The sequence below is a fragment of the Alphaproteobacteria bacterium genome (assembly GCA_040216735.1).
In the GTDB taxonomy this organism is placed as follows: domain Bacteria; phylum Pseudomonadota; class Alphaproteobacteria; order SHVP01; family SHVP01; genus CALJDF01.
Map to the genome: position 1 here is coordinate 600,617 of JAVJOO010000005.1, position 21,223 is coordinate 621,839.

The window sequence follows — 21,223 nt, forward strand, 5'->3', positions numbered from 1 at the left end:
CCCCCTAGTGGCCGCCGCTGGATTTTTTCGGCGGCGGCGGTGCGGCAGCGGCGGGCGGCGCGGGCCGGCTGGCCTGGGCGACGCCGATTTCGACGCTTTGAATCATTCCTTTGTCGAATACTTTTTCGGCCGATGCGCGGAAACGCGCATCGAGATCCCGCTGACTGAAAGAGCCATCTTCGTTAAGCTTGATGGGAGTCGCGTGAATGTCACGCACGATCGCATCGCGCAGTATGGGCCTGTTCTCTTCGGCCAAACTCGCCTGATCGGGCCGCGCCAGCAGTTCGTAACGCCCAACCATGATGATGTATTGCCGTACCTTGTTGTCGCGCACCAACGGTATGCTGATCGGGCGCAGTTCGAAGGTTACCGGCGCTGCGGGGTCCAGGGGAACCTCCGGCTTGACCTCGGCGACCTCTTTTTCTTCGCCGCCACCGCCACCGATAAACGACATGCCAGCCGCTGCCAGAACGACCAGGAGGATGATGCCTACGACTAGGAAAAGTAACTTTTTCATTGTCTCTCTCGCCGAGTCATGCGGCAACGCTACGCCGTCGGCACCAGGCCTACAAGGCGGTCCCCCGGCGGAACGCGCTCAAAAATGCACATGGCCGGGATGCCCAATCTCAATATCTGCGCCGTCCGCCCCGACAACCCGCACCCCCGAACCGGCAACAACGCGACCGATTGTCGCAATCGGCGTTTTGGTTGTTTCGGACACTCGACGCACGGCCTCACGCACTTCCGGCGGCGCGCAAAACAGGAGTTCATAGTCATCGCCGCCGCCCAACGCGTCGACTGCGGTCAGGAGCCCGCTTGAGATCGCGGCACCTAGCGCCTCCGATCGCGGGACCGCGTCGGCCTCGACGACCGCAGCAACCTTTGACGTGGTGCAAATGTGTCCAAGATCCGCGACCAATCCGTCCGATACGTCGATGGCAGCAGTCGCAAGCCCAACCAATCGTGGGCCCACCGTTGTGCGCGGGCGGGGTAACCGGTAGCGATCGATCAAGGCCTCAGCATGGGCGGAGGTAAGCGCAGCCCCCCCCTGCAATACGCGAAGCCCCGCCAGAGCGTCCCCGATCGTCCCTGTAACGTAAATATCGTCGCCGGGCCGTGCGGTTGAACGGCGTAGCGCGCGCCCAATCCGCACTTCGCCAAGGGCCGTAATCGAAATCATTCCCGGGCCGACCGTCCCCACGGTATCACCGCCGAGCAACGTGACTCCAAATGCTCGTTGGTCGATGGCCAGTCCCGCCGCAAACCCCTCCAGCCAGTCGTCGCCAAGCGCGCTGGGGATCGCGAGATTGAGCAGGTAGCCCCGGGCCAATGCGCCCATGGCCGCCAGATCCGAAAGATTCACCCGCAACGCTTTGCGCGCAAGGCTGTCAGCGGGATCGTCGGCCAGATAATGCACACCGGCCAAAAGGGTGTCTGTTGTGAGGACGACACTGTGACCGGGTTGAGGAACAAAGAGGGCCCCGTCGTCGGTAAGCCCGAGGCCCTGATCCAAATTGCTGAGCGGTGCGAAAAGCTCGGCAATCAGGTCGAATTCACCCCGCTTCCCCATGACCAAGACGCCTAGGCGGCACCCTTTTGGTTTCGAGTTGCCGCCATTTCGTCGGGGCGAATTTGCTTCGCAAGACGATCGAGCACGCCGTTTACAAACCCTGGCTGAGGGCCATCGAAAAAGGCGTGTGCGACATCCACGTATTCGCTGATGATAACGCGGCCAGGGACGTCGACCCGCGCGAGAAGTTCATAGGCCCCGGCTCTCAGCACGACACCGAGAATCTTCTCCAGCCGCGCCAATTCTCGGTCCTTCGACAGAGCATTTCCAATGAGTATGGAGATTTCGGCTTCGCGAACACTTACACCGCGGACGATGTCCTCGAAAAAGGCTCGGTCGGCCCCATCGTACTTCAGCCCGTCGATCTCACGCCCGAATCGATGTTCGACGAACTCGCCGATTACTCCGTCGGGCGACACATCGGTGACCGATATTTGGTACAACGCCTGAACCGCGGCGAGCCGGGCCGCGGTGCGGGCACCGGAGGCAGGTTTGGATGGGCCCATCGTCAAACCTACTTCAGCGACCGTCGAGGAGTGCATGCCTCGCGGCGATCAAGTCGAGCGCGGCGTTGGCTGCCGCAGCTCCCTTGTTGCCCTGATCGACCGCCGCCCGCGCCCACGCTTGATCGCGATTCTCGCAAGTCAAAATACCCGTCCCGACGGCCAGAACATGGCGCAAAGCCAAGACATGCAATCCGCCAATACTTTCCTGGCACACATGTTCGTAATGGGTGGTTTCACCGCGAATTACACAGCCGAGCGCCACGTAACCGGCGAAGGTTGGGCCCGCCCCGGTTTCGGATGCGGCAACGGCGTAGCGAACGACCTGGGGAATTTCCATCGCGCCCGGAACTGCGATTCGACGGTAGGTCCCGCCCCTTTCTTCTACAGCGGCGATGGCGCCTGCCATGAGCTGATCGGCGATATCCTCGTAGAATCGCGCTTCGATGATGAGAATCGCGGGAGCGTCGGTCACGATGCTGACCGAACGCCGGTAATCGCTCGACGTTCCACGATCGACAATCCGTAGCCTTCGAGGCCGACGACAGGCCGCGGTTTGTTGGTAAGCAGGATCATGTTCCGCACGCCGATGTCGCGCAGGATTTGCGCCCCAACCCCATAGTCCCGCAGCGGCCCCGGGGCATCTTCGCCAAGTTCGAAGCGAATCCGGTCTACTAAGCTGGTGGGGCGGGCTTCGCGAATGATGACGACCACGCCCCGACCCTCTTCGCCGATGTGACGCATCGCCGCATAAAGTACGCCGCCGCGGGCGCTGACTTCGCCCAGGATATCGTTAACCACATTGAGGGGGTGGACACGTACCATCACCGGATCGGGTCCGGCGACGTCACCCTTGACTAGGGCAATGTGTTCGGCGCCGTCGACACTGCTGGTGTAAACCGACACCGTCCAATCGCCGCCGTGGATCGACTTCAGCGGCCGGCTGACCGCGCATTTTACGATCTGTTCGGTTCGGCGCCGATAGGCGATTAAATCGGCGATGCGCGCGACCTTGAGCCCGTGCAGTTGGGCGAACTGAACGAGGTCAGGCAGGCGCGCCATGGTCCCATCGTCGTTCATGATCTCGCAAATGACCGCCGAGGGGTTCATCCCCGCGAGCCGGGCGATATCGACCGCGGCCTCGGTGTGACCGGTGCGCACCAAGACACCGCCCTGGCGGGCCATTAACGGGAATACGTGGCCCGGCGAACCGATGTCCTGGCGGCCTTTGGACGGGTCGATCGCGACCTTGACGGTTTGCGCCCGGTCGGCCGCCGATATGCCGGTGGTAACCCCTTCCCGCGCTTCGATCGAAACGGTGAACGCCGTCTCGTGGCGGGACTGGTTCTTGCGGGTCATCAATTCGAGCCCGAGTTCGGCGCATCGCGCCTCGGTCAAGGCAAGGCAAATCAGCCCGCGCGCATGCTTGGCCATGAAGTTGACCGCCGACGCGTTTGCCATCTCGGCCGGGATGATCAGGTCGCCCTCGTTTTCGCGATCCTCGTCGTCGACGAGAATGATCATCTTGCCCTTCTTGACGTCCTCAAGAATGTCGTCGATCGACGACAAATAGTCGTTGAGCGACGCAGTCGTCAGAGAATCCAGTGTCATAGGGTCTCCCGCAACCGGTCGACATACCGCGCGAGCACATCAATCTCGAAATTGACGCGATCACCCGGCTTGAGGGCGCCAAGTGTCGTCGCCGTTTGCGTGTGAGGAATGATATTCACCCCGAATCGATTGCCGTCTACCTCGTTGACCGTCAACGACACCCCGTCAAGGGTCAGCGATCCCTTGGGCGCAACGTATTTCGCGAACGATTTGGGCACTTCTAGCACGAAACGCCGTGAGTCGCCTTCGGGCGCGATGCTGATAACCTCGGCGACCCCATCGACATGCCCGGTCACGATGTGCCCGCCCATTTCGTCTCCGACACGCAGCGCGCGCTCGAGATTGACGGTCGTTCCCTCTTTCCAAATGCCCAGCGTCGTTTTGGAAAGCGTTTCGGCAGAGGCATCGACCGCAAACCAACCTTTGTCCTTATCGACAACGGTCAGGCAGGGTCCCGCGCAGGCGATCGACGCGCCGATCAGGATGTCACCCGTGTCGTATTGCGTTTCGATCGTAAAGCGGGTGTCGCCCGCCTTTTCGATCCGCTTGACCCGACCGACGTCGGTAACGATGCCTGTAAACATGGGGGATACTTAGTCGGACAGAAGGAAAGTTTCCACTACATCGTCGCCCACCGCCCGGAGGGCGGTCCGTTTCAGGCCAATATGCTGATCCAGCGCCGCGACGCCGAGCGGGCCCGTCATCGGGATGCCGTCGCCACCGATCAAGAGCGGCGCGCGGAATATCGCCAACGCATCGACCAAGCCGTCGCGCAGCAACGCGCTGGCCAACGCCCCGCCGGCCTCCGCCAGGAGTCGCGTAATCCCGCGTTCGGCGAGATGGTTAAAGGATTGACGGAGATTGACCCCGTGTCCCGAACCGTCGGTGGCTACCGTGATCAGATCCGCGCCGGTGTCCTGCCGTTCCTTGAAGCGCGCATCGTCGGCCGCAACCGCACAGAATACCCACAATGGACGTCCCCGCGCGGTGGCATAGAGTTTCGCCGTCGGCTCGACGCGGAGGTGCGCGTCGAGCAAGACTCGGACCGGCGAGCGTTCAGCCATGCCGGGCAATCGGCACGTCAAGGTCGGGTCGTCGGCGATCGCCGTCGCCGAGGCGACGACAATGGCGTCGTGGTCGGCCCGTAACCGGTGCCCGTTCGCCCGCGCAGCCGGGCCGGTGATCCATTGGCTCTCGCCGTCGGCGGTCGCGATTCGGCCATCGGCCGAAACGGCGCTCTTCAGGGTGACCATCGGCAGGTTCTGGTCGATCCGTTTCAGGAAACCGCGGTTGAGGTCGCGAGCTTCGGCGCCGCAGGGCCCGATCTCGACATCGATCCCCGCCGCCCGCAATGCAGCGATGCCCTGCCCGCTCACCCGCGGGTCGGGATCTTCCATCGCGACGACGACCCGGTTGACGCCCGCCGCGATCAGAGCCTCCGCGCAAGGCGGCGTTTGCCCAACGTGACTACAGGGTTCGAGGGTGACATAGGCGCTCGCGCCGCGCGCCAGGGCGCCGGCGCGCCCGATCGCCTCGGTTTCTGCGTGGGGCCGCCCGCCGGGCTGGGTCCAGCCGCGCCCGACGACACGCCCTTGGTTGACCAGAACGCACCCTACAGCCGGGTTCGGCCAGACTTGCCCGAGACCGCGTTCGGCGAGGGCCAACGCCGCGCGCATATAGGCGCGGTCTTGTTCAGTAGTCGTTGTCGCTTCCTCCGCCCATCTCGCCGATGAAGGCCTCGAAATCGCGCGCTTCGCGGAAGTTCTTGTAGACCGACGCGAACCGCACGTAGGCCACTTGGTCGAGGTTGGCGAGCGCCTCCATCACGAGTTCACCGATGGTAGTGCTCGAGATTTCGGATTCTCCAAGGCTTTCCAACCGCCGGACGATGCCGTTGATCATACGGTCGACTCGTTCGGGTTCGACCGGGCGTTTACGGGTCGCGGTGATGATCGAGCGCGCCAACTTGTCACGGTCGAACGGAACGCGCTGGTCGTTCTTCTTGATCACCGTGAGTTCACGTAACTGGACGCGTTCGAAGGTGGTGAAGCGCGAACCGCACTCCGGGCAAAACCGGCGTCGACGGATCGCAGAGTTGTCCTCTGCAGGTCGCGAATCCTTGACCTGGGTATCTTCGTTTCCACAAAACGGGCAGCGCATTCAATTTCCCCCGGCCAACGTGACGACCTTCAAATCGTGTTATCTCGGATAAATCGGAAAACGGGCACAAAGCGCCAGAACGCGGTCTTTGACGGCGGCTTCCACGGCGGCATCGCCGCCCGGCGTCGCGGCAAGCGCGTCGAGCACCTCGACGATCATGGCGCCGATTTCGCGAAACTCGGCGACACCGAAACCGCGGGTCGTGCCCGCTGGCGCACCCAGGCGCAAGCCCGATGTGACCATCGGTTTCTCGGGATCGAACGGGATCGCGTTCTTGTTGCAGGTGATGAACGCGCGCTCGAGCGCCTGTTCGGCATCCCGACCGGTCAGCGATTTGGGTCGCAGATCGACCAGCATCAGATGGGTATCGGTGCCACCGGTCACGATGTCGAGGCCGCCCTCGACCAGCCTGGCCGCCAGCGCCTGCGCATTGTCGACGATGGCCCGCGCGTACACCTTGAAATCGGGCTGCAGGGCCTCCTTAAAGGCGACAGCCTTGGCTGCAACAACATGCATTAACGGGCCGCCTTGAATCCCCGGGAAGATCGCCGAATTGACCTTTTTGGCGATTCCCTCGTCGTTGGTCAGGATCATGCCGCCGCGCGGGCCGCGCAGGGTCTTATGGGTCGTGGTCGTCACCACATGGGCGTGCGGAAAGGGGCTGGGGTGCACTCCGCCAGCGACAAGCCCGGCAAAGTGCGCCATATCGACCATCAACAGGGCGCCGACCTCGTCCGCAATGGCGCGGAAGCGAGCAAAGTCGATGATCCGCGGAATCGCCGAACCGCCCGCGATCATGAGGCGTGGCTTGTGTTCGGCGGCGAGTGCAGCAACCTCGTCGTAGTCGATCAGCGCATCCTGGCGGCGCACCCCGTATTGAACGGCGTTGAACCATTTGCCCGACTGGTTCGGCTTGGCGCCGTGGGTGAGATGGCCGCCGGCAGCCAGCGACATGCCGAGAATAGTGTCGCCAGGTTTGATCAGCGCTTGGAACACGCCTTGGTTCGCCTGCGACCCCGAACTCGGCTGGACATTGGCAAAGCCGCATCCGAAAAGGCGTTTCGCCCGATCAATCGCGAGGTTCTCGGCGACATCGACGAACTCGCAGCCACCGTAGTAGCGCTTGCCGGGGTAGCCTTCGGCATATTTGTTGGTGAGGACCGAGCCCTGCGCTTCTAAGACGGCGCGGCTGACAATATTTTCCGACGCGATCAGTTCGATTTGGTTTTGCTGACGCCCAAGTTCGTGCTGGATGGCGTCGAACAGTTCGCCGTCTTCGTCAGCCAAGCTCGCCGTGAAGAATCCGTTTTCCAGGGTATTTCGCGCAGCGGTCGCACTCGTCATCAAACAGCCTCTTTCGTTCGAACATGATCGATCTTATCGACGCGACTGACATGCCGTTCGCCGCCGAAGGGTGTGGCCAGGAAGGTCCGAAGACAATCGCGGGCGACTTCACTCCCGACGATGCGCGCGCCAAGCGCAAGAATGTTCGCGTCGTTGTGCTCGCGTGCCAGGCGCGCGGTCGTCGCGTCGTGGCACAATGCCGCACGGATGCCGCGATGCTTGTTGGCCGCCATGCTGATGCCGATCCCGGTCCCGCAGCAGATCACCGCATAGGCCGCGCGGCCCGATAGGACAGCGTCGGCCGCGGCGTGGCCAAAATCGGGGTAGTCGACCGATTCGAGACCATGCGTGCCCAAATCCAACGGTTCGAAACCGAGCGAGCGCACGTCCTCGATGAGAACTTCCTTCAATTGAAATCCGGCGTGATCTGCGGCGAGCGCGATGACGGTTTTGACCATGGTAATCGGTTGTTGAGGCACCCAGTTCGGGGCAGCCTACGTACCATATGTGGCAAGGAGGTACCAGCGCTCTACCATTTCTCGCCGGTCGTAGAGTCAGCCCGTCAAATCCGGCCTACATCTAGTAAATGCCATGATTTCAATATCTTGTGAGAATTAGACTAGATATTGGGCGCACGTCGGGACCGAAGAACACGCCACTCAGCCTTCTCGGTCCCGCCGCCGCGCCAGCTTTTCGACCAGTGTCCCGGCGACCCCGGGCCGGCTCCACGGACAAACAGCGATGCAGATACCGCAGCCCTTGTTTTCGTTGAAGAACGGCAAGCACCGGTCGAAATCGACGTACCACTTCTCGACACCCCTGATCCATCGTTTGTGGTCGGCAATGGCCGCAGGCGGACAGGCATCCGTGCAAACCTGGCAGCGCGTGCAAAAGTCGTCGGCGCCGAATTCATCTGCGCCGTCCTCGACCAGCGGCAAATCCGTCAACACTAGGGCAAGGCGAAAATTTGCACCGAGGGTCCGGTGGATCATTGAGCCATGGCGACCGAGTTCCCCGAACCCAGCCTTGATCGCCGCTGGAATCATGACCATTGAGCCCGCCATCGGCCCACCCTTCGGTTCGGCCGCCCAGCCCTGTTTCCGAATCCAGCCGGTCAGGTCCTTGACGACACTGAGGGCGCGACCGTACTGGTTGACGACCTCCGTTGCCGCGGGATCGGCCGGGGCAGTCTTAAGCGCCTCGTAGTCGTGGGCCACCGCAATCGCGATCGCCCATGTCCACGTACGCTGTTCGTGCCCTTCGAAGATCCAGGCCGGATCCATCCGCGCAATACCGGCATCGTCAGCGCCGAAGGACAATGCCATTTCCTTGACGAGAGCCGCCCAACGGGGCGGCGTTTCGGTGCGTTGGACCGGTGCGACGTCGGGGAGCGGCCGTTCAATGATCTTTTGGCGGCGGGCTCGCGACGCCGCGACATCGGGCGACTGCGTGTAGCGGCTGTAGAACCAATTCTGCAGCGGGCCGTGGGGGATCGAGTCGGGCTCGTGCCAATACACCGGACTGGGGCGCCGGGGCGCGGTCTCGCCCAAGCCGTTGATCGCATTGCCCGAGACATCGGGCCACAGGGCCATCTGGTCGGGGTCCGGTGTGAAACGGTGGCGGTCCGCTCTGACGTTCATTGAGCCATCTTAGCCTAAAACCCGGCTGCGGCGCTCGGTCCCGGCACAGATGTCGTGCCGTCAGCCGTTATCCGCTAGTGTTTCCGGACGATATGGAGAATCCGCCTGAAATGACCGCCCACGGAACAGCGCCCCTGCTTCGATGATCGAGTTCATCAATTTCTATCTGATCCCCGGCCTCGTGCTCGGCTGCATGTATGCTCTGGGTGCCATCGGCATATCGTTGCTGTTCGGGATCTTGCGGTTCGCCCATTTTGCCCATGGCGACGTCATCACGCTGGGGGCTTACTTCGCGTTGCTGTTCGTCACCGCTCTTGGATTTCCGGTTCTGCTGGCGCTCCCCGTCGCGATGATTTTGGCGGCGGCAGTATCGGTCGGCGTCGACCGAGCCTTCTACAAACCGTTTCGCAACAGCCCGACCATCTACCTCGTGATCGCCTCCTTTGGCGTGGCGTTGATGATCCGCTCGCTGGTTCAGTTGGCGTGGGGCGTCAAAGTCGAATCCTACGCCGCCGGCACGTTCAGCAAGCCGTTGATCTTCTTCGACGCGCTGCGCATTGCCGACAAACACCTTTGGATCGTCGGCCTCACGATCGTGATCGTGGTCGCCCTCCACTACTTTCTGTCGCGCTCGAAAATGGGCAAGGCGATGCGCGCTATGGCAGACGAGCCCAACCTTGCGCAGGTCAGCGGCATCCCGACCGAGAAGGTCGTGCGCACGACCTGGATCATCGGCGGCGGACTAGCCGCTACCGCCGGGGTGTTTCTAGGCATGGACACTCAGCTCAATACCAACATGGGATGGGACCTCCTGTTGCCGATTTTCGCGGCGGCAATCCTGGGGGGAATCGGGAGCCCCTACGGGGCGATCGCGGGCGGTCTCGTGATCGGGCTGGCGGAGGAGTTGTCCAGCTATCCTTGGATCGGCGACGCACCGTTACTCTCGCCCGGCTACAAGACCGGCGTCGCCTTTGCCTTGATGGTCGCGCTGCTGATCTGGCGGCCCAGCGGCCTGTTTCGCGGACGGGTTTTCACGTGAGCAGCGAACTCGCACTTGGGCTCCTGTTGTACGGTGTCTCGCTGCTGACGATGGCGGGGATCTACGGCGTGATCGCCATCGGCCTCAACATCCAGTGGGGCTATACCGGGCTGTTCAACGCGGGGATTGCAGGGTTTTTCGCGGTTGGCGCCTACGTCAGCGCCATCCTCACCTCAGATGCTTCGCCGAGTTTCATTGGCGGCCTCGATTGGCCGTTCCCCATGGGGTTGCTGGCCGCGATGGTCTCGGCGGGCGCTATCGGCTACCTCGTCGGTCGATTATGCATACGGTTGCGCGCGGACTATTTGGCGATCGCCACCATTGGCGTGGCCGAGATTCTGCGGCTCATCCTCAAGAACGAAATCTGGGCGACGAACGGACCGCGGGGTATTTCGAATATCCCCCGTCCCTTTGAGGACCTGGGCCAACCGTGGTCTCAGTTGGCGTTCCTCGGCGTCGTCGCCCTGATCGTGCTAATCGCCTATCTGCTTGCCGAACGCGCCGGTAAATCGCCCTGGGGCCGGGTCATGCGCTCGATCCGCGACAACGAAGCTGCGGCGGCGGCGATCGGCAAAGACGTCGTCGGGTTTCGGCTCCAGGGCTTCGTGATCGGTGCGGCCCTTATGGGATTGGGCGGCGCGCTTGCTGGACATTTTTTTAAGTTTATCGGCCCCGAAGCGACCGAGCCGTTGATGACGACCTTCCTAGTTTGGGTGATGTTGATCATCGGTGGCAGCGGCAACAACCGCGGCGCACTTCTTGGTGCGTTAGTGGTGTGGACGCTGTGGTCGGCCACTGAACTGTTGACCTCGCAACTGCCGCCCGACTGGGCCGTGCGCGCGACGTTCCTGCGGATATTCCTGATCGGCCTCGGCTTGCAGTTCGTGTTGCAACGCTATTCGACCGGCCTGCTACCGGAAAAGCCGCCCAACGCGAACATCGACGATCTCGTCGCCGAACCGCGCCGCACGCAAGAAAAAGCCCCGCCCGCGGAATAACCGCTGGCGGGGCGATTTCATCGGGGCAACCGACTAGTTGATGTCGATAATGCCCATTTCCTTGAAGGTATCGCCTTCGATCCCGTATTCGCCGATCACACCGGCAACGTCGCCGGCGGCATCGAAGTCGAGGGAACCAGCGGCGCCGTCATAGTCGATGTCCTGCCCGCTCGCGAGCAAGTCGACGGCCTTTTTCCAGTCGCCGGGGCCGACCTTGACGCCCGGCGGTCCGGCAACGAAACGCAGCGCATCTTTGATCTTGGCACGATCGGTGCTGCCGGCCTTTTGGATGGCCAAGGCGATCAGCATTGTCGAATCGTAGCTTTGCTGGACGAAGATCGAGTTGGGATCGCCACCCGCTGCCTTGAAAGCTGCGTCGAATGCGTCCTTCGCGGGGTTGGCTTTCGACGTCGGTTGCGTGATCAACAAGTTGCCCTTCAGCGCACTCGCACCGAGTTGCTGGATCAAAATGTCGTCGCGCATCCCGTCGGCCCCGACGAACATCTTGAAGAAGCCGTTCTCAAGGCTTTGGCGCAGGATGGTAACGCCCGAGGTACCGGCATAGGCCAGGACCACCAGCGCATCCGGTTTGCCGGCTGCAAGGGTTGCGAGCTCGGCGCGGTAGGACGACTTCTTGTCCTCATGGACTTGGTCTCCGGTGATCTTGCCGCCTTCTTTAACGAACGCTTCGCGGAACGCCGATGCAAGGCCAACGCCGTAATCGTTATTGACGAAGGTCAACGCGACGCTGTTGATCCCTTTCGATTTGACGTACTTGGCAAGGACGACGCCTTGATAGGCATCGGACGGCGCGGTGCGAAACACCAGGTCTTTGTCGTCCAGACCGGTGATTTCGGGTGACGTCGAAGCGGGCGAGACCATGACGACGCTGGCCGGGATGGCAACGTTGCTGGCAGCACCGATTGTCGCGCCGGAGCACAGCGCGCCGACGATCGCAACGACTTGCTCGACATTGACCAGCTTACCCGCAGCATCGACCGACGCTTGGGCGTTGCATTGAGTGTCGCCGACGACCAATTCGAGTTGACGGCCGCCAAGAATGCCGCCCGCCTCGTTGATCTGCTTCACCGCAAGTTGTTCGGCCTCGATGATAGGCGGGACGAGGTTGGCGATCGGGCCGGTTACGGCCGAGAGCGAACCGATCTTGACGTTTTGGGCGATAGACGCGTTGCCCATGCCGACCGCGAGCGCGGCGCCCAGCACGATCGGCAACGAGCGCCGGAAGATAGAAGATTTCATGGGATAGCCTCCCTTGTTGTGTCTTGGTTTCTTCACACCATTCAATTGCATTGTGGGCTTACCGCAAATGCAAGCCGCGATCATCGCATAGGCGCGCCGGTGGCCCCAAGAAAGATCGGTGGCGCGCGGAGGGTTTGGCTGTTTTCAGCGCCTCACAGCGCCGGATGACGCAAGGTCAAGGTCAACCGCCGAGGAACATCTCGGCGACCTCGCTGTTCGCCAGGAGGTTGGCGCCGGTATCTTCGTGACGATTGCGTCCAAGCGCCAGGACGTAGCCCCGGTCTGCCAGCGCCAGCGCATCTTTGGCATTTTGCTCGACCATGAGAATGGCGACACCGGTCGCGTTGATTTCTTTGACCTTGTCGAAAATCATGTCGGTGAAAAGCGGCGACAGTCCGGCGGTCGGTTCATCTAGCAGAAGAAGTTTGGGCTCCAACATCAGAGCGCGGCCCATCGCGACCATCTGGCGCTGGCCGCCCGACAGGCTCCCCGCCGGCAGGCGGCGTTTTTCGACCAAGGGTGGGAAGATGTCGTAAACCGCCTCCAGTTGTTTGGAATAGTCGTCGGTGCGCAGGAATGCGCCCATCTCCAGGTTTTCGTGGACCGTCAAGGTCGGAAAGACGTTCTTCTCTTGTGGTACATAGCAAACCCGTAGCCGGGCCACTTCGTCGGGACGCTTGCCCGTCACCTCGTGACCGTCAAAACGGATATGGCCCTGGCGTACCTTGACCAACCCGACGACAGCTTTCATCGCGGTCGACTTACCGGCACCGTTGGGGCCGACAATCACGACGATCTCTCCGTCTTCGACGCGGAGATCGACACCGTTCAGGATATCGACACCGCCATAGCCGCCGTAGACCTCTTCGACCTGAAGGAGACTCACGCGCCGGCCTCTACCGGAATCCGTGCGCTACGCCCACCGCCAAGGTAAGCGTCGAGGACTTCTTGGTTTTTGCGAATCTCATCCATCGCCCCCTGCGCGAGGACCGCCCCCTCGGCCATCACGACGATCGGATGACAAAGCTTGGCTACCAAGTCCATGTCGTGTTCGATGATACAGAACGTATAGCCGCGCTCTTCGTTCAGGCGCCGGATATCGTCGGCCAGCTTCACCATCAGCGTCGGGTTGACCCCCGCACCGGGTTCGTCGAGAAGGACGATATCTGGATCGCTCATCATGGTGCGCCCGAGCTCGAGCAGTTTCTTTTGACCGCCGGACAGATTGCCCGCGTACTCTCCTGCGACATGAGTCAGCCCCAGGAAGTCCAGCACCTCTTTTGCCTTTTGCCGGACCTGTACTTCTTCGCCCGAGACCCGGCCCCACAGAAACCACGACCGCAGCACGTTCTCGCCAGATTGACCGGCTGGCACCACCATCAGGTTGTCGAGCAACGTCATCCGTTCGAATGCCGCCGGAATTTGGAAGGTGCGCATCAATCCGCGGGCAAAAAGGCGGTGCGAGGGCAAACCCGTCACGTCCTTGCCGTTCAGCGTGACGCGCCCGGCATCGGGCCGGATGAATCCGGCGACGATATTGAAAAGCGTGGTCTTGCCGGCCCCGTTAGGACCGATCAGCGCAGTGATAGACCCGCGCGCGATGTCGAACGACGCACCGTTAACCGCGCGAATGCCGCCGAAGCTCTTGGTGATACTTCGAATCGACATCATCGGCGCAGATTCGAGTTGCGCGACGCCTCCCACGGCCATTGAGCACCCCTGTTTTTCTTTAGCTTAGCGGCCCCACTAGTCGCGTACAAACGGGATTGCCCCGCTCAACGTTTAGTCCCTGCTTGATTCTTTTTCATGACATATTCGAGTTTGCGAACCGCAAGTCGGGTCAATTCGGCTTCGCTCGCCCGGGCATCGCCCACGATCGAGGCCTCCGTATTGGTCACCGGATCAATGATCGATACCTTCACGTAGTTCCCGACACGGTAGAACTCGAGGAGGTAATTGGGTTGTCGGCTCATGGTAAACTCAAGCCGCGAGCATGCCCCCTCCTCGACCCCGCTGCAAATGCAACTTGACGGCACGCCGCGCGGCGACTCCATTAGTGTTTTCAGACGCGAGTGACAGCTTTGACGAACGAACCAGTGCCGGGGCCGATTGCCCCGCCACGCGATACCCTTGGTCAACGCCTAGCCCTGATCGGCGAACCGAACTTCCGGCGCATGTGGATCGTCGGCGGCGCAAGCATGGCCCTGCAGTGGCTCGAAATGCTGGCCGGGAGCATTTTCGTTTTCAGCGTCACGCAATCGGGCTTCGCGGTGACGCTGGTGACGCTGTCGCGCGCCGCGCCGATGGTCCTGTTCGGCTTGGTTGCCGGGGCTCTGGCCGAGCGGGTCAGCCGGCGCAACCTGCTAATCGCGGGTTACGGTATGCTGATCCTGACATCCTCCGTCCTGGGGACGCTCGCGATCACCGATACGCTTACGCCCTGGCACGTGGGCATCGGCATGTTCCTGACCGGTACCGTCTTTTCCATGGAATTTCCGGTGCGCCGGAACATGCTGGGCGAGTTCGCGGGGATGGACAGGATCGCGACCGCAATGGGCTTGGATTCAGTGGCCCGCAACGGGATGCGGATCGTCGGTCCGCTCGCCGGCGGCGCTCTGATGCAATTCGTCGGAATCGAGGGCGCGTATTTTCTCTCGACCTTCATCTACATCACGATCGTCTATCTTTTGGTTCGCGTGGACGACCAGCGTCCCCAAACGCAAAGCCAGGGCCCAAGCCTGCTGACGACAATCATCGAGGGGATTCGTTTCGCCCGCACCGACAAGGCCGTCCTCGGCCTTCTCGCCGTCACCATTGTGATGAATATCTTCGCCTTCCCCTATATGGCAATGGTGCCAGTGATCGGGCACGAGCAACTGGGGCTGTCGGAACTGCCGATCGGGATGCTCGTCGCCACGGAGGGACTCGGCGGCCTGATGGGGGCGATGCTGATTGCCGCGCGGGGCAACGCGTGGGCCGGCCTCTATCGCAGAATGTACTTTTTCGGCTCATGCATTTTTATGACGGCCATCGTCGGGTTCTCGCTCTCGGTGTGGTTCGAGCTGTCGCTGGCCATCGTTTTGCTGGGCGGGCTGGGCGTTGCCGGATTCTCGACGATGCAGGGCACGTTGCCGTTCGTCGTTGCGCCGCCGGAAATGCGTGCGCGTGTACTCGGCTTGCTGTCGGTCGCCATCGGCACAGGACCACTTGGAATCCTTCACCTTGGTCTAATGGTCGCTCTTCTGGGGCCGCCCCTGGCGACGACCGTCATCGGGCTCGAAGGCCTCGTCGCGATGGGCCTGCTGTATTACTGGATCAGGGAAGTGCGTTAGGCCGCAAGGTATCGTTGGATATCGTGGGCCGACCAGACCTGCGTCAGCGCCGCAACGAGATCGTCCATCATAGCGTCGCTGTGGAGCGGCGACGGCGTGAACCGTAACCGTTCGGTGCCACGGGGAACCGTCGGGTAGTTGATCGGCTGGACGTAGACGCCGAAATCGTTCAGCAGCATGTCCGAAGCGCGTTTGCAGCAGGGCGCATTGCCGACCATGAGCGGAACGATGTGGGTTGCCGACTCCATAAGGGGCAGGCCCGCGATACGGAACCGGTTTTTCAGCGATGCCGCGCGTTCTTGATGGCGCGCCCGCAAATCGTGATGGGTCTTGAGGTGCTGGACACTGGCTAATGCGCCCGCCGCGATGACCGGCGACAACGACGTCGTGAAAATAAACGAGGCAGCGTAGCTGCGGACGACATCGACGATCGTCGAAGAGGCCGCGATGTATCCGCCCATCACCCCGACGGCTTTGCCCAAGGTACCTTCGATCACGGTCAGCCGGTGCGCTAAACCCTCGCGGTCCGCGATGCCACCGCCGCGGGGACCGTAGAGGCCGACGGCATGAACCTCGTCGAGGTAGGTCATGGCACCGTACTTGTCGGCCAGATCGCAAATCTCGGCAATCGGCGATACGTCGCCATCCATCGAATACACCGACTCGAACGCGATCAGCTTTGGCACAGACGGGTCGGTTTCCTTGAGCAATTGCTCGAGGTGCTCGACGTCGTTGTGGCGGAAAATCTTCTTCTCGGCCCGGCTCGCGCGAATCCCGGCGATCATTGAGGCATGGTTCATGGAGTCCGAGAAGATCACGCACCCCGGCAGGAGGCTGGCCAGCGTGCCGATCGTCGCCTCGTTCGAGATATAGCCCGAGGTAAAAAGGAGCGCCGCTTCTTTGCCATGCCAGTCGGCCAATTCGCGTTCCAACAGTACATGGTAATGGTTGGTGCCGGAGATATTCCGGGTGCCGCCGGCGCCGGCACCGACGGTGTGAAGGGCCTCTTCCATCGCCTTGATCACGACCGGATTTTGGCCCATCCCGAGATAGTCGTTGGAGCACCAGACGACAACTTCGTCCTGGTGATTGCCATGGTGATAGGTCGCCTTCGGAAAATCGCCGGCACGGCGCGCCAAATCGGCGAACACGCGGTAGCGGCCCTCTTCCTTCAGCGCCCCGATCTTGCGGGCAAAGAATGCTTCATAATCCATCGGCAACCGACCTTTTCCGCGACTTTACGGTCACGCGGACCTTACGGCAAACATACATGATGTCGCACCCCCCACTTTGCGGCATCTCAATTACCCGAGTATATAAGGGCGAATACGGCATGCCTCGTAGGTTAACCCCTCAGGGACGCCCTCTATTCCGCATTTCGGAGGAATTCATGACTGTCACCGCGCGGGCCGATACCGAGAGCCAAAGGAAATCCGTCGCCACCTCGTTCCAATGGGACGATGCGCTGCTCCTCGACGAGCAACTGACCGAAGAGGAGCGGATGATCCGCGACACCGCGCGGGACTACGCGCAAGACAAGCTGATGCCGCGGATCCTGGAGGCGAACCGGCATGAAATCTTCCACCGCGAGATTTTCAATGAAATGGGCGAGCTCGGACTCCTCGGGCCGACAATCGACGGTTACGACTGCGCCGGCGTCGGCTATGTGAGCTACGGCCTGATCGCACGCGAAACCGAGCGGGTCGATTCCGGCTATCGCTCGGCCATGAGCGTCCAGTCGAGCTTGGTCATGCACCCCATCCACGCCTATGGCACCGAGGAAATGCGCCAGCGCTTTCTGCCTAAACTGGCCAAAGGCGAGTTGGTGGGCTGCTTTGGCTTGACCGAACCGGATCACGGTTCCGATCCCGGTGGAATGAAAACCCGCGCAACCAAGGTCGACGGTGGTTACACGATCACCGGGAACAAGATGTGGATTACCAACTCCCCGATCGCCGACGTATTCGTGATTTGGGCAAAGGACGACGACGGCAAGATCCGCGGGTTCGTTCTCGAAAAAGGGATGAAAGGTCTGTCGGCACCGAAGATCGAGGGAAAATTCAGCCTGCGCGCGTCGATCACCGGCGAGATCGTGATGGACAACGTGTTCGTCCCCGAGGCAAACGCCTTTCCCGACATCCGGGGTTTGGGTGGGCCGTTCGGTTGCCTGAACAATGCCCGCTACGGGATAGCCTGGGGCGCGTTGGGCGCCGCCGAGTTTTGCTGGCATGCAGGCCGGCAATACACCCTAGACCGCAAACAGTTCGATAAACCGCTAGCCGCCAATCAACTTATCCAGAAGAAGCTAGCCGACATGCAAACCGAAATCAGTATTGGGTTGCAGGCCTGCCTCCAGGTCGGACGGCTCAAGGACGAAGGCCGCGCCGCACCGGAAATGATTTCGCTGATCAAGCGCAACTCCTGTGGCAAAGCGCTAGACATCGCTCGTATGGCGCGGGACATGCACGGCGGCAACGGGGTTTCCGACGAATTCCACGTTATTCGCCATGTGATGAACCTCGAAGCAGTGAACACGTATGAGGGAACGCACGACGTGCACGCACTGATTCTGGGGCGGGCGCAAACGGGCATCCAAGCGTTCAAATAGGCGGCACGATGCAGGTTGGGCGAAGCAAAAGGGCCGGCTGCGCGGCCCTCGATACTTGAGGCCGTGAGATCAGCCGCCCGCCCCGGCCCGTTCGGCGCTGCCTCCACCGATCAACGTCGGTCGCGGCCACCGTGCCGCTGACGCGATCTCTAGCGGGTACCGCCGTAGCGGATCTCGTCGCTCCAAAAACGCTCCAGCGCCTGCAGCGTCTCGTTCATCGCGCCGAGCGTAGGTGCCCCTAGCGGGCCGCGTGCCAACGTCACGACGTGGGTTTCGTAGAGCGCGTTGATCTTTTCATAGAGATCGAGGCCCTTCGGCGACAGCCGCAACCGAATCGATCGACGGTCGTGGGGCGAACGTTCCTGCTCAAGGTAGCCGTTCTCGACCATCTTCTTGACGTTGTAAGACACGTTCGAGCCAAGGTAATAGCCGCGGCTGGTCAGTTCGCCGACCGTCATTTCGTCGCGCCCAACGTTATACAGGATGAGCGACTGGATATTGTTGATGTCCTGAATGCGTAGCCGGTCCAACTCGACTTTGACGACGTCGAGGAATCGGCGATGCAGCCGCTCAATCAACTGCAGGGAGTCAAGGTAGACCCTCTTGAACTCCTCGACATTCTCGTTACCGGTTGTATCCGCCATTATTTGTCGTTCCTTGCGGCGTAGCGCGGAACCCCCATAGTCATCGCGCTGCACCGGAAGTTAACGCGGCATCGGCCTTGCTTCCAGTATTTTCTATAGAATCAAGGCATAAGGGCGCTAACGTGTGGCTATCGCTCAAGCGGCGCCCAGCATCAACAACGCGGTTTCCCATGTTTCAGAACGATCTCCTGCGCGGCAAACGCATCCTCATCACCGGCGGCGGCACCGGTCTCGGCAAATCGATGGGCCACAGGCTGGTCGAACTCGGCGCCAATGTCGTCATTTGCGGGCGGCGCGAACAGGTGCTGCGCGAGACCGCGGCTGAGTTCAACGGCATCCGCGAGGGATGCGCGGGTTGGCATGCCTGCGATATTCGCGATCCGGAGGCCGTGGCGGCGATGGTCGACACGGCCTGGAACGACGCACCGCTCGACGCGCTCCTCAACAACGCGGCCGGCAATTTCATCGCGAAGTCCGAGACCCTTTCGCACCGCGCGGTCGACGCCGTATTGAGCGTGGTGCTCCACGGGACCGCTTACGTCACCCTAGCGTGCGGCCGCCGCTGGCTCACCGAGAAGCGTCCCGGCAATGTTCTGTCGATCCTCACGACCTACGCTGCTACGGGTTCGGCCTACGTCGTCCCCTCGGCCATGGGCAAAGCGGGCATCCTGGCGATGACCCGGTCGCTGGCGGTCGAGTGGGGCGGACGCGGCATCCGGCTCAACGCCATCGCCCCCGGCCCCTTCCCGACCGAGGGCGCCTGGAAGCGGTTGTTCCCCGAAGGTATGGCCGAGAAGAGGATGCTCTCGCGAATTCCGTTGGGTAGAGTCGGCGTGCACCAAGAATTGGCTGACCTCACCGCCTTTCTTCTTGCCGACCAGTCGGGCTTCATTAACGGCGAAACGGTGACGATCGACGGTGGGGAATGGCTTAAGGGCGCTGGGCAATTCAGCATGATGGAAGAGCTGACCGACGAGATGTGGGAACATATGAAACAACAGGGCAAGGGCTGACCAAGCGTGGCAATACTGTTCGTGGCAAAGAGCAAGGCCCTTCAGGATTGGGGGCACGGCGTCGGGGTGACCAAGTTTCTGTTCAAGGTTGGCGTGACGGATGGCTCGATCGACGACGCGATCCTGGTCATGAACGCCGAGAGGGTCGCCGGCTGCGACGACTGGAAACCATTGGACAAGCAAGAGACCGAGTTCGACGAGGCGACGGCGATCGAGCGCGTCGGACGGCGTGAGCAAGCGTTGGACCCCGATTTCTACCCGAAGATTCGCGCCGCGCGCGGGATCTTCAAGGTCAAGATCGACAACGTCGAGAACGACATGATGGTGCGCGCCGCGCTTGCGAACGAGAACCAGCAACTGAAGACGCTTAAGGCCAAGGACAAGGATATTGCCGCCTACCTTTTGCGCCGGGCAGGGGAGAACCACGCGGCCTAGACCGCCAGCCAATGCCCAGTTCTGACATGCTTCCCCGCCCCTCCTCTCTCCCAAGAGCCAACGAATGACCACACCCCAGCCCGCCTACCCGCGCACCAGGATGCGCAGAAACCGAAAAGCCAATTGGACCCGCCGGATGGTGTCTGAAAGCCGCTTGTCGGCCGACGATCTAATCTGGCCGGTCTTCGTGATCGATGGCAACAATCGGCGCGAATCCGTTTCGTCGATGCCCGGCGTCGAACGCCTCAGCATCGACCACCTGACCGAGGCCGCCGCCACCGCCGCCGAGCTTGGCATCCCGGCCATCGCAATCTTTCCCGTTGTCACGCCGGAACAACGGACAGACGACGGTGCGGAGGCAACCAACCCCGAGAACTTGATCTGCCGCGCCGTCCGCGCGGTCAAAGGTGCCTGCCCGGATATCGGCATCCTATGCGACGTGGCGCTCGACCCCTTCACCGCCCACGGGCACGATGGGCTGGTGCGGGACGGGAAAATCGTCAACGACGAAACCGTGCGAGTCCTGTGCCAGCAGGCCCTCGTCCAAGCGGAAGCAGGATGCGACATCATTGCCCCCTCCGACATGATGGACGGTCGCATCGGCGCGATCCGCGACGCCCTCGATGGGGCCGGTCATCAAGACGTGTCGGTCATGGCCTACGCCGCAAAATACGCGTCCGGCTTCTATGGGCCGTTCCGCGAGGCGCTCGGCAGCGCGACAAAACTAAAGGGAGACAAGAAAACCTACCAAATGGACCCCGCCAACGGCGATGAGGCCCTGCGCGAGGTTGCCCTCGACATCGCCGAAGGAGCCGACATGGTCATGGTCAAACCCGGCATGCCCTACCTAGACGTGGTTCGCCGGGTCCACGAGACCTTCAGCGTGCCGACTTTCGCCTATCAGGTGTCGGGCGAGTACGCGATGCTCAAGGCAGCGGCACTCAACGGATGGCTCGACGAACGGCGGGTGATGGCGGAATCCCTACTCGGGTTCAAACGGGCTGGGGCTGCAGGTGTTTTGAGTTATTTCGCGGTTGACGCGGCCCGCATGATTCGCGAAGGGTAG

24 protein-coding genes are annotated in these 21,223 nt (G+C 61.7%); 7 read left to right on the plus strand and 17 right to left on the minus strand.

Annotated features, from left to right (window positions below; all coding sequences use genetic code 11):
- Positions 1–4: 4 nt before the first annotated feature.
- From RID42_16215 to RID42_16265, 11 genes are all read right to left on the minus strand, one after another.
- Positions 5–517: a hypothetical protein gene (locus RID42_16215; protein ID MEQ8249225.1), complete on the minus strand. Its 513-nt coding sequence runs from the start codon at positions 515–517 to the stop codon at positions 5–7.
- A 78-nt stretch (positions 518–595) separates the two neighbouring features.
- Positions 596–1,570 (minus strand): thiamine-phosphate kinase, encoded by a 975-nt coding sequence (gene thiL / locus RID42_16220; GenBank protein ID MEQ8249226.1) that lies wholly within the window; start codon positions 1,568–1,570, stop codon positions 596–598.
- A gap of 11 nt (positions 1,571–1,581) precedes the next feature.
- Entirely contained in the window at positions 1,582–2,076 is a 495-nt protein-coding gene (gene nusB, locus RID42_16225) for a transcription antitermination factor NusB (protein ID MEQ8249227.1), read from the minus strand.
- A gap of 13 nt (positions 2,077–2,089) precedes the next feature.
- Complete coding sequence (gene ribH / locus RID42_16230) at positions 2,090–2,548, minus strand: 6,7-dimethyl-8-ribityllumazine synthase (GenBank protein MEQ8249228.1); 459 nt, start codon at positions 2,546–2,548, stop codon at positions 2,090–2,092.
- Complete coding sequence (gene ribB / locus RID42_16235; GenBank protein ID MEQ8249229.1) at positions 2,545–3,684, minus strand: 3,4-dihydroxy-2-butanone-4-phosphate synthase; 1,140 nt, start codon at positions 3,682–3,684, stop codon at positions 2,545–2,547. Before ribB ends, ribH begins: the two co-directional genes overlap by 4 nt.
- Positions 3,681–4,268, minus strand: coding sequence for a riboflavin synthase (locus RID42_16240; GenBank protein ID MEQ8249230.1), 588 nt, complete (start codon positions 4,266–4,268; stop codon positions 3,681–3,683). Before RID42_16240 ends, ribB begins: the two co-directional genes overlap by 4 nt.
- A gap of 9 nt (positions 4,269–4,277) precedes the next feature.
- Positions 4,278–5,429 (minus strand): bifunctional diaminohydroxyphosphoribosylaminopyrimidine deaminase/5-amino-6-(5-phosphoribosylamino)uracil reductase RibD, encoded by a 1,152-nt coding sequence (gene ribD / locus RID42_16245; GenBank protein MEQ8249231.1) that lies wholly within the window; start codon positions 5,427–5,429, stop codon positions 4,278–4,280.
- Positions 5,377–5,844: a transcriptional regulator NrdR gene (gene nrdR / locus RID42_16250; GenBank protein MEQ8249232.1), complete on the minus strand. Its 468-nt coding sequence runs from the start codon at positions 5,842–5,844 to the stop codon at positions 5,377–5,379. Before nrdR ends, ribD begins: the two co-directional genes overlap by 53 nt.
- 39 nt (positions 5,845–5,883) lie before the next feature.
- Positions 5,884–7,188, minus strand: a complete 1,305-nt coding sequence (glyA, locus tag RID42_16255) for a serine hydroxymethyltransferase (protein ID MEQ8249233.1) — start codon at positions 7,186–7,188, stop codon at positions 5,884–5,886.
- A complete protein-coding gene (gene rpiB, locus RID42_16260; protein MEQ8249234.1) occupies positions 7,188–7,646 on the minus strand; it encodes a ribose 5-phosphate isomerase B in 459 nt (152 codons plus the stop codon). Before rpiB ends, glyA begins: the two co-directional genes overlap by 1 nt.
- A gap of 201 nt (positions 7,647–7,847) precedes the next feature.
- Positions 7,848–8,828, minus strand: a complete 981-nt coding sequence (locus RID42_16265; GenBank protein MEQ8249235.1) for a 4Fe-4S dicluster domain-containing protein — start codon at positions 8,826–8,828, stop codon at positions 7,848–7,850.
- 142 nt (positions 8,829–8,970) lie between these two features.
- Here RID42_16265 and RID42_16270 point away from each other — a divergent pair, with 142 nt between their 5' ends.
- On the plus strand, positions 8,971–9,867 hold the full coding sequence (locus RID42_16270) for a branched-chain amino acid ABC transporter permease (protein MEQ8249236.1): 897 nt from the start codon (positions 8,971–8,973) through the stop codon (positions 9,865–9,867).
- Between the two features lie 50 nt (positions 9,868–9,917).
- A complete protein-coding gene (locus tag RID42_16275; GenBank protein ID MEQ8249237.1) occupies positions 9,918–10,865 on the plus strand; it encodes a branched-chain amino acid ABC transporter permease in 948 nt (315 codons plus the stop codon).
- Between the two features lie 33 nt (positions 10,866–10,898).
- On the opposite strand, the gene RID42_16280 is transcribed toward RID42_16275, so the two are convergent.
- From RID42_16280 to RID42_16295, 4 genes are all read right to left on the minus strand, one after another.
- Positions 10,899–12,125, minus strand: a complete 1,227-nt coding sequence (locus tag RID42_16280) for an ABC transporter substrate-binding protein (GenBank protein ID MEQ8249238.1) — start codon at positions 12,123–12,125, stop codon at positions 10,899–10,901.
- 181 nt (positions 12,126–12,306) lie between these two features.
- Positions 12,307–13,011, minus strand: coding sequence for an ABC transporter ATP-binding protein (locus RID42_16285; GenBank protein ID MEQ8249239.1), 705 nt, complete (start codon positions 13,009–13,011; stop codon positions 12,307–12,309).
- Positions 13,008–13,796 carry an ABC transporter ATP-binding protein gene (locus RID42_16290; protein ID MEQ8249240.1) on the minus strand — a complete coding sequence of 263 codons (789 nt, stop codon included), beginning with the start codon at positions 13,794–13,796 and terminating at the stop codon, positions 13,008–13,010. Before RID42_16290 ends, RID42_16285 begins: the two co-directional genes overlap by 4 nt.
- A 104-nt stretch (positions 13,797–13,900) precedes the next feature.
- Positions 13,901–14,098 (minus strand): hypothetical protein, encoded by a 198-nt coding sequence (locus tag RID42_16295; GenBank protein MEQ8249241.1) that lies wholly within the window; start codon positions 14,096–14,098, stop codon positions 13,901–13,903.
- A 108-nt stretch (positions 14,099–14,206) separates the two neighbouring features.
- Between RID42_16295 and RID42_16300 the strand changes: the two genes are divergently transcribed.
- Complete coding sequence (locus RID42_16300) at positions 14,207–15,457, plus strand: MFS transporter (GenBank protein ID MEQ8249242.1); 1,251 nt, start codon at positions 14,207–14,209, stop codon at positions 15,455–15,457.
- Here RID42_16300 and hemA read toward each other — a convergent pair.
- Positions 15,454–16,671 (minus strand): 5-aminolevulinate synthase, encoded by a 1,218-nt coding sequence (gene hemA, locus RID42_16305; protein MEQ8249243.1) that lies wholly within the window; start codon positions 16,669–16,671, stop codon positions 15,454–15,456. The genes RID42_16300 and hemA overlap by 4 nt on opposite strands.
- A gap of 176 nt (positions 16,672–16,847) precedes the next feature.
- Between hemA and RID42_16310 the strand changes: the two genes are divergently transcribed.
- The gene (locus tag RID42_16310; GenBank protein MEQ8249244.1) at positions 16,848–18,065 is read left to right on the plus strand and encodes an acyl-CoA dehydrogenase; all 1,218 of its coding nucleotides are present in this window, start codon (positions 16,848–16,850) and stop codon (positions 18,063–18,065) included.
- Between the two features lie 149 nt (positions 18,066–18,214).
- Here the strand turns inward: RID42_16310 and RID42_16315 are convergent, their stop codons facing one another.
- Positions 18,215–18,709 (minus strand): MarR family winged helix-turn-helix transcriptional regulator, encoded by a 495-nt coding sequence (locus RID42_16315; protein MEQ8249245.1) that lies wholly within the window; start codon positions 18,707–18,709, stop codon positions 18,215–18,217.
- Positions 18,710–18,879: 170 nt separating this feature from the next.
- Here RID42_16315 and RID42_16320 point away from each other — a divergent pair, with 170 nt between their 5' ends.
- The 3 genes from RID42_16320 to hemB all read left to right on the plus strand — a co-directional run bounded on the left by RID42_16320 (position 18,880) and on the right by hemB (position 21,223).
- Positions 18,880–19,722, plus strand: a complete 843-nt coding sequence (locus RID42_16320) for an SDR family oxidoreductase (GenBank protein ID MEQ8249246.1) — start codon at positions 18,880–18,882, stop codon at positions 19,720–19,722.
- 6 nt (positions 19,723–19,728) lie between these two features.
- Entirely contained in the window at positions 19,729–20,157 is a 429-nt protein-coding gene (locus tag RID42_16325; GenBank protein MEQ8249247.1) for a hypothetical protein, read from the plus strand.
- Positions 20,158–20,221: 64 nt separating this feature from the next.
- Entirely contained in the window at positions 20,222–21,223 is a 1,002-nt protein-coding gene (gene hemB, locus RID42_16330; GenBank protein ID MEQ8249248.1) for a porphobilinogen synthase, read from the plus strand.

Bases quoted from the DNA above. Each gene is read 5' to 3' on its own strand.
- thiL (MEQ8249226.1), bottom strand. From the start codon at position 1,570: ATGGGGAAGCGGGGTGAATTCGACCTGATTGCCGAGCTTTTCGCACCG.
- RID42_16270 (MEQ8249236.1), top strand. From the start codon at position 8,971: ATGATCGAGTTCATCAATTTCTATCTGATCCCCGGCCTCGTGCTCGGC.
- RID42_16265 (MEQ8249235.1), bottom strand. From the start codon at position 8,828: ATGAACGTCAGAGCGGACCGCCACCGTTTCACACCGGACCCCGACCAG.
- RID42_16315 (MEQ8249245.1), bottom strand. From the start codon at position 18,709: ATGGCGGATACAACCGGTAACGAGAATGTCGAGGAGTTCAAGAGGGTC.
- nusB (MEQ8249227.1), bottom strand. From the start codon at position 2,076: ATGGGCCCATCCAAACCTGCCTCCGGTGCCCGCACCGCGGCCCGGCTC.
- RID42_16275 (MEQ8249237.1), top strand. From the start codon at position 9,918: ATGGCGGGGATCTACGGCGTGATCGCCATCGGCCTCAACATCCAGTGG.
- rpiB (MEQ8249234.1), bottom strand. From the start codon at position 7,646: ATGGTCAAAACCGTCATCGCGCTCGCCGCAGATCACGCCGGATTTCAA.
- hemB (MEQ8249248.1), top strand. From the start codon at position 20,222: ATGACCACACCCCAGCCCGCCTACCCGCGCACCAGGATGCGCAGAAAC.
- RID42_16290 (MEQ8249240.1), bottom strand. From the start codon at position 13,796: ATGATGTCGATTCGAAGTATCACCAAGAGCTTCGGCGGCATTCGCGCG.
- nrdR (MEQ8249232.1), bottom strand. From the start codon at position 5,844: ATGCGCTGCCCGTTTTGTGGAAACGAAGATACCCAGGTCAAGGATTCG.
- RID42_16320 (MEQ8249246.1), top strand. From the start codon at position 18,880: ATGTTTCAGAACGATCTCCTGCGCGGCAAACGCATCCTCATCACCGGC.
- RID42_16240 (MEQ8249230.1), bottom strand. From the start codon at position 4,268: ATGTTTACAGGCATCGTTACCGACGTCGGTCGGGTCAAGCGGATCGAA.
- RID42_16280 (MEQ8249238.1), bottom strand. From the start codon at position 12,125: ATGAAATCTTCTATCTTCCGGCGCTCGTTGCCGATCGTGCTGGGCGCC.
- RID42_16215 (MEQ8249225.1), bottom strand. From the start codon at position 517: ATGAAAAAGTTACTTTTCCTAGTCGTAGGCATCATCCTCCTGGTCGTT.
- RID42_16310 (MEQ8249244.1), top strand. From the start codon at position 16,848: ATGACTGTCACCGCGCGGGCCGATACCGAGAGCCAAAGGAAATCCGTC.
- RID42_16295 (MEQ8249241.1), bottom strand. From the start codon at position 14,098: ATGAGCCGACAACCCAATTACCTCCTCGAGTTCTACCGTGTCGGGAAC.
- hemA (MEQ8249243.1), bottom strand. From the start codon at position 16,671: ATGGATTATGAAGCATTCTTTGCCCGCAAGATCGGGGCGCTGAAGGAA.
- glyA (MEQ8249233.1), bottom strand. From the start codon at position 7,188: ATGACGAGTGCGACCGCTGCGCGAAATACCCTGGAAAACGGATTCTTC.
- ribB (MEQ8249229.1), bottom strand. From the start codon at position 3,684: ATGACACTGGATTCTCTGACGACTGCGTCGCTCAACGACTATTTGTCG.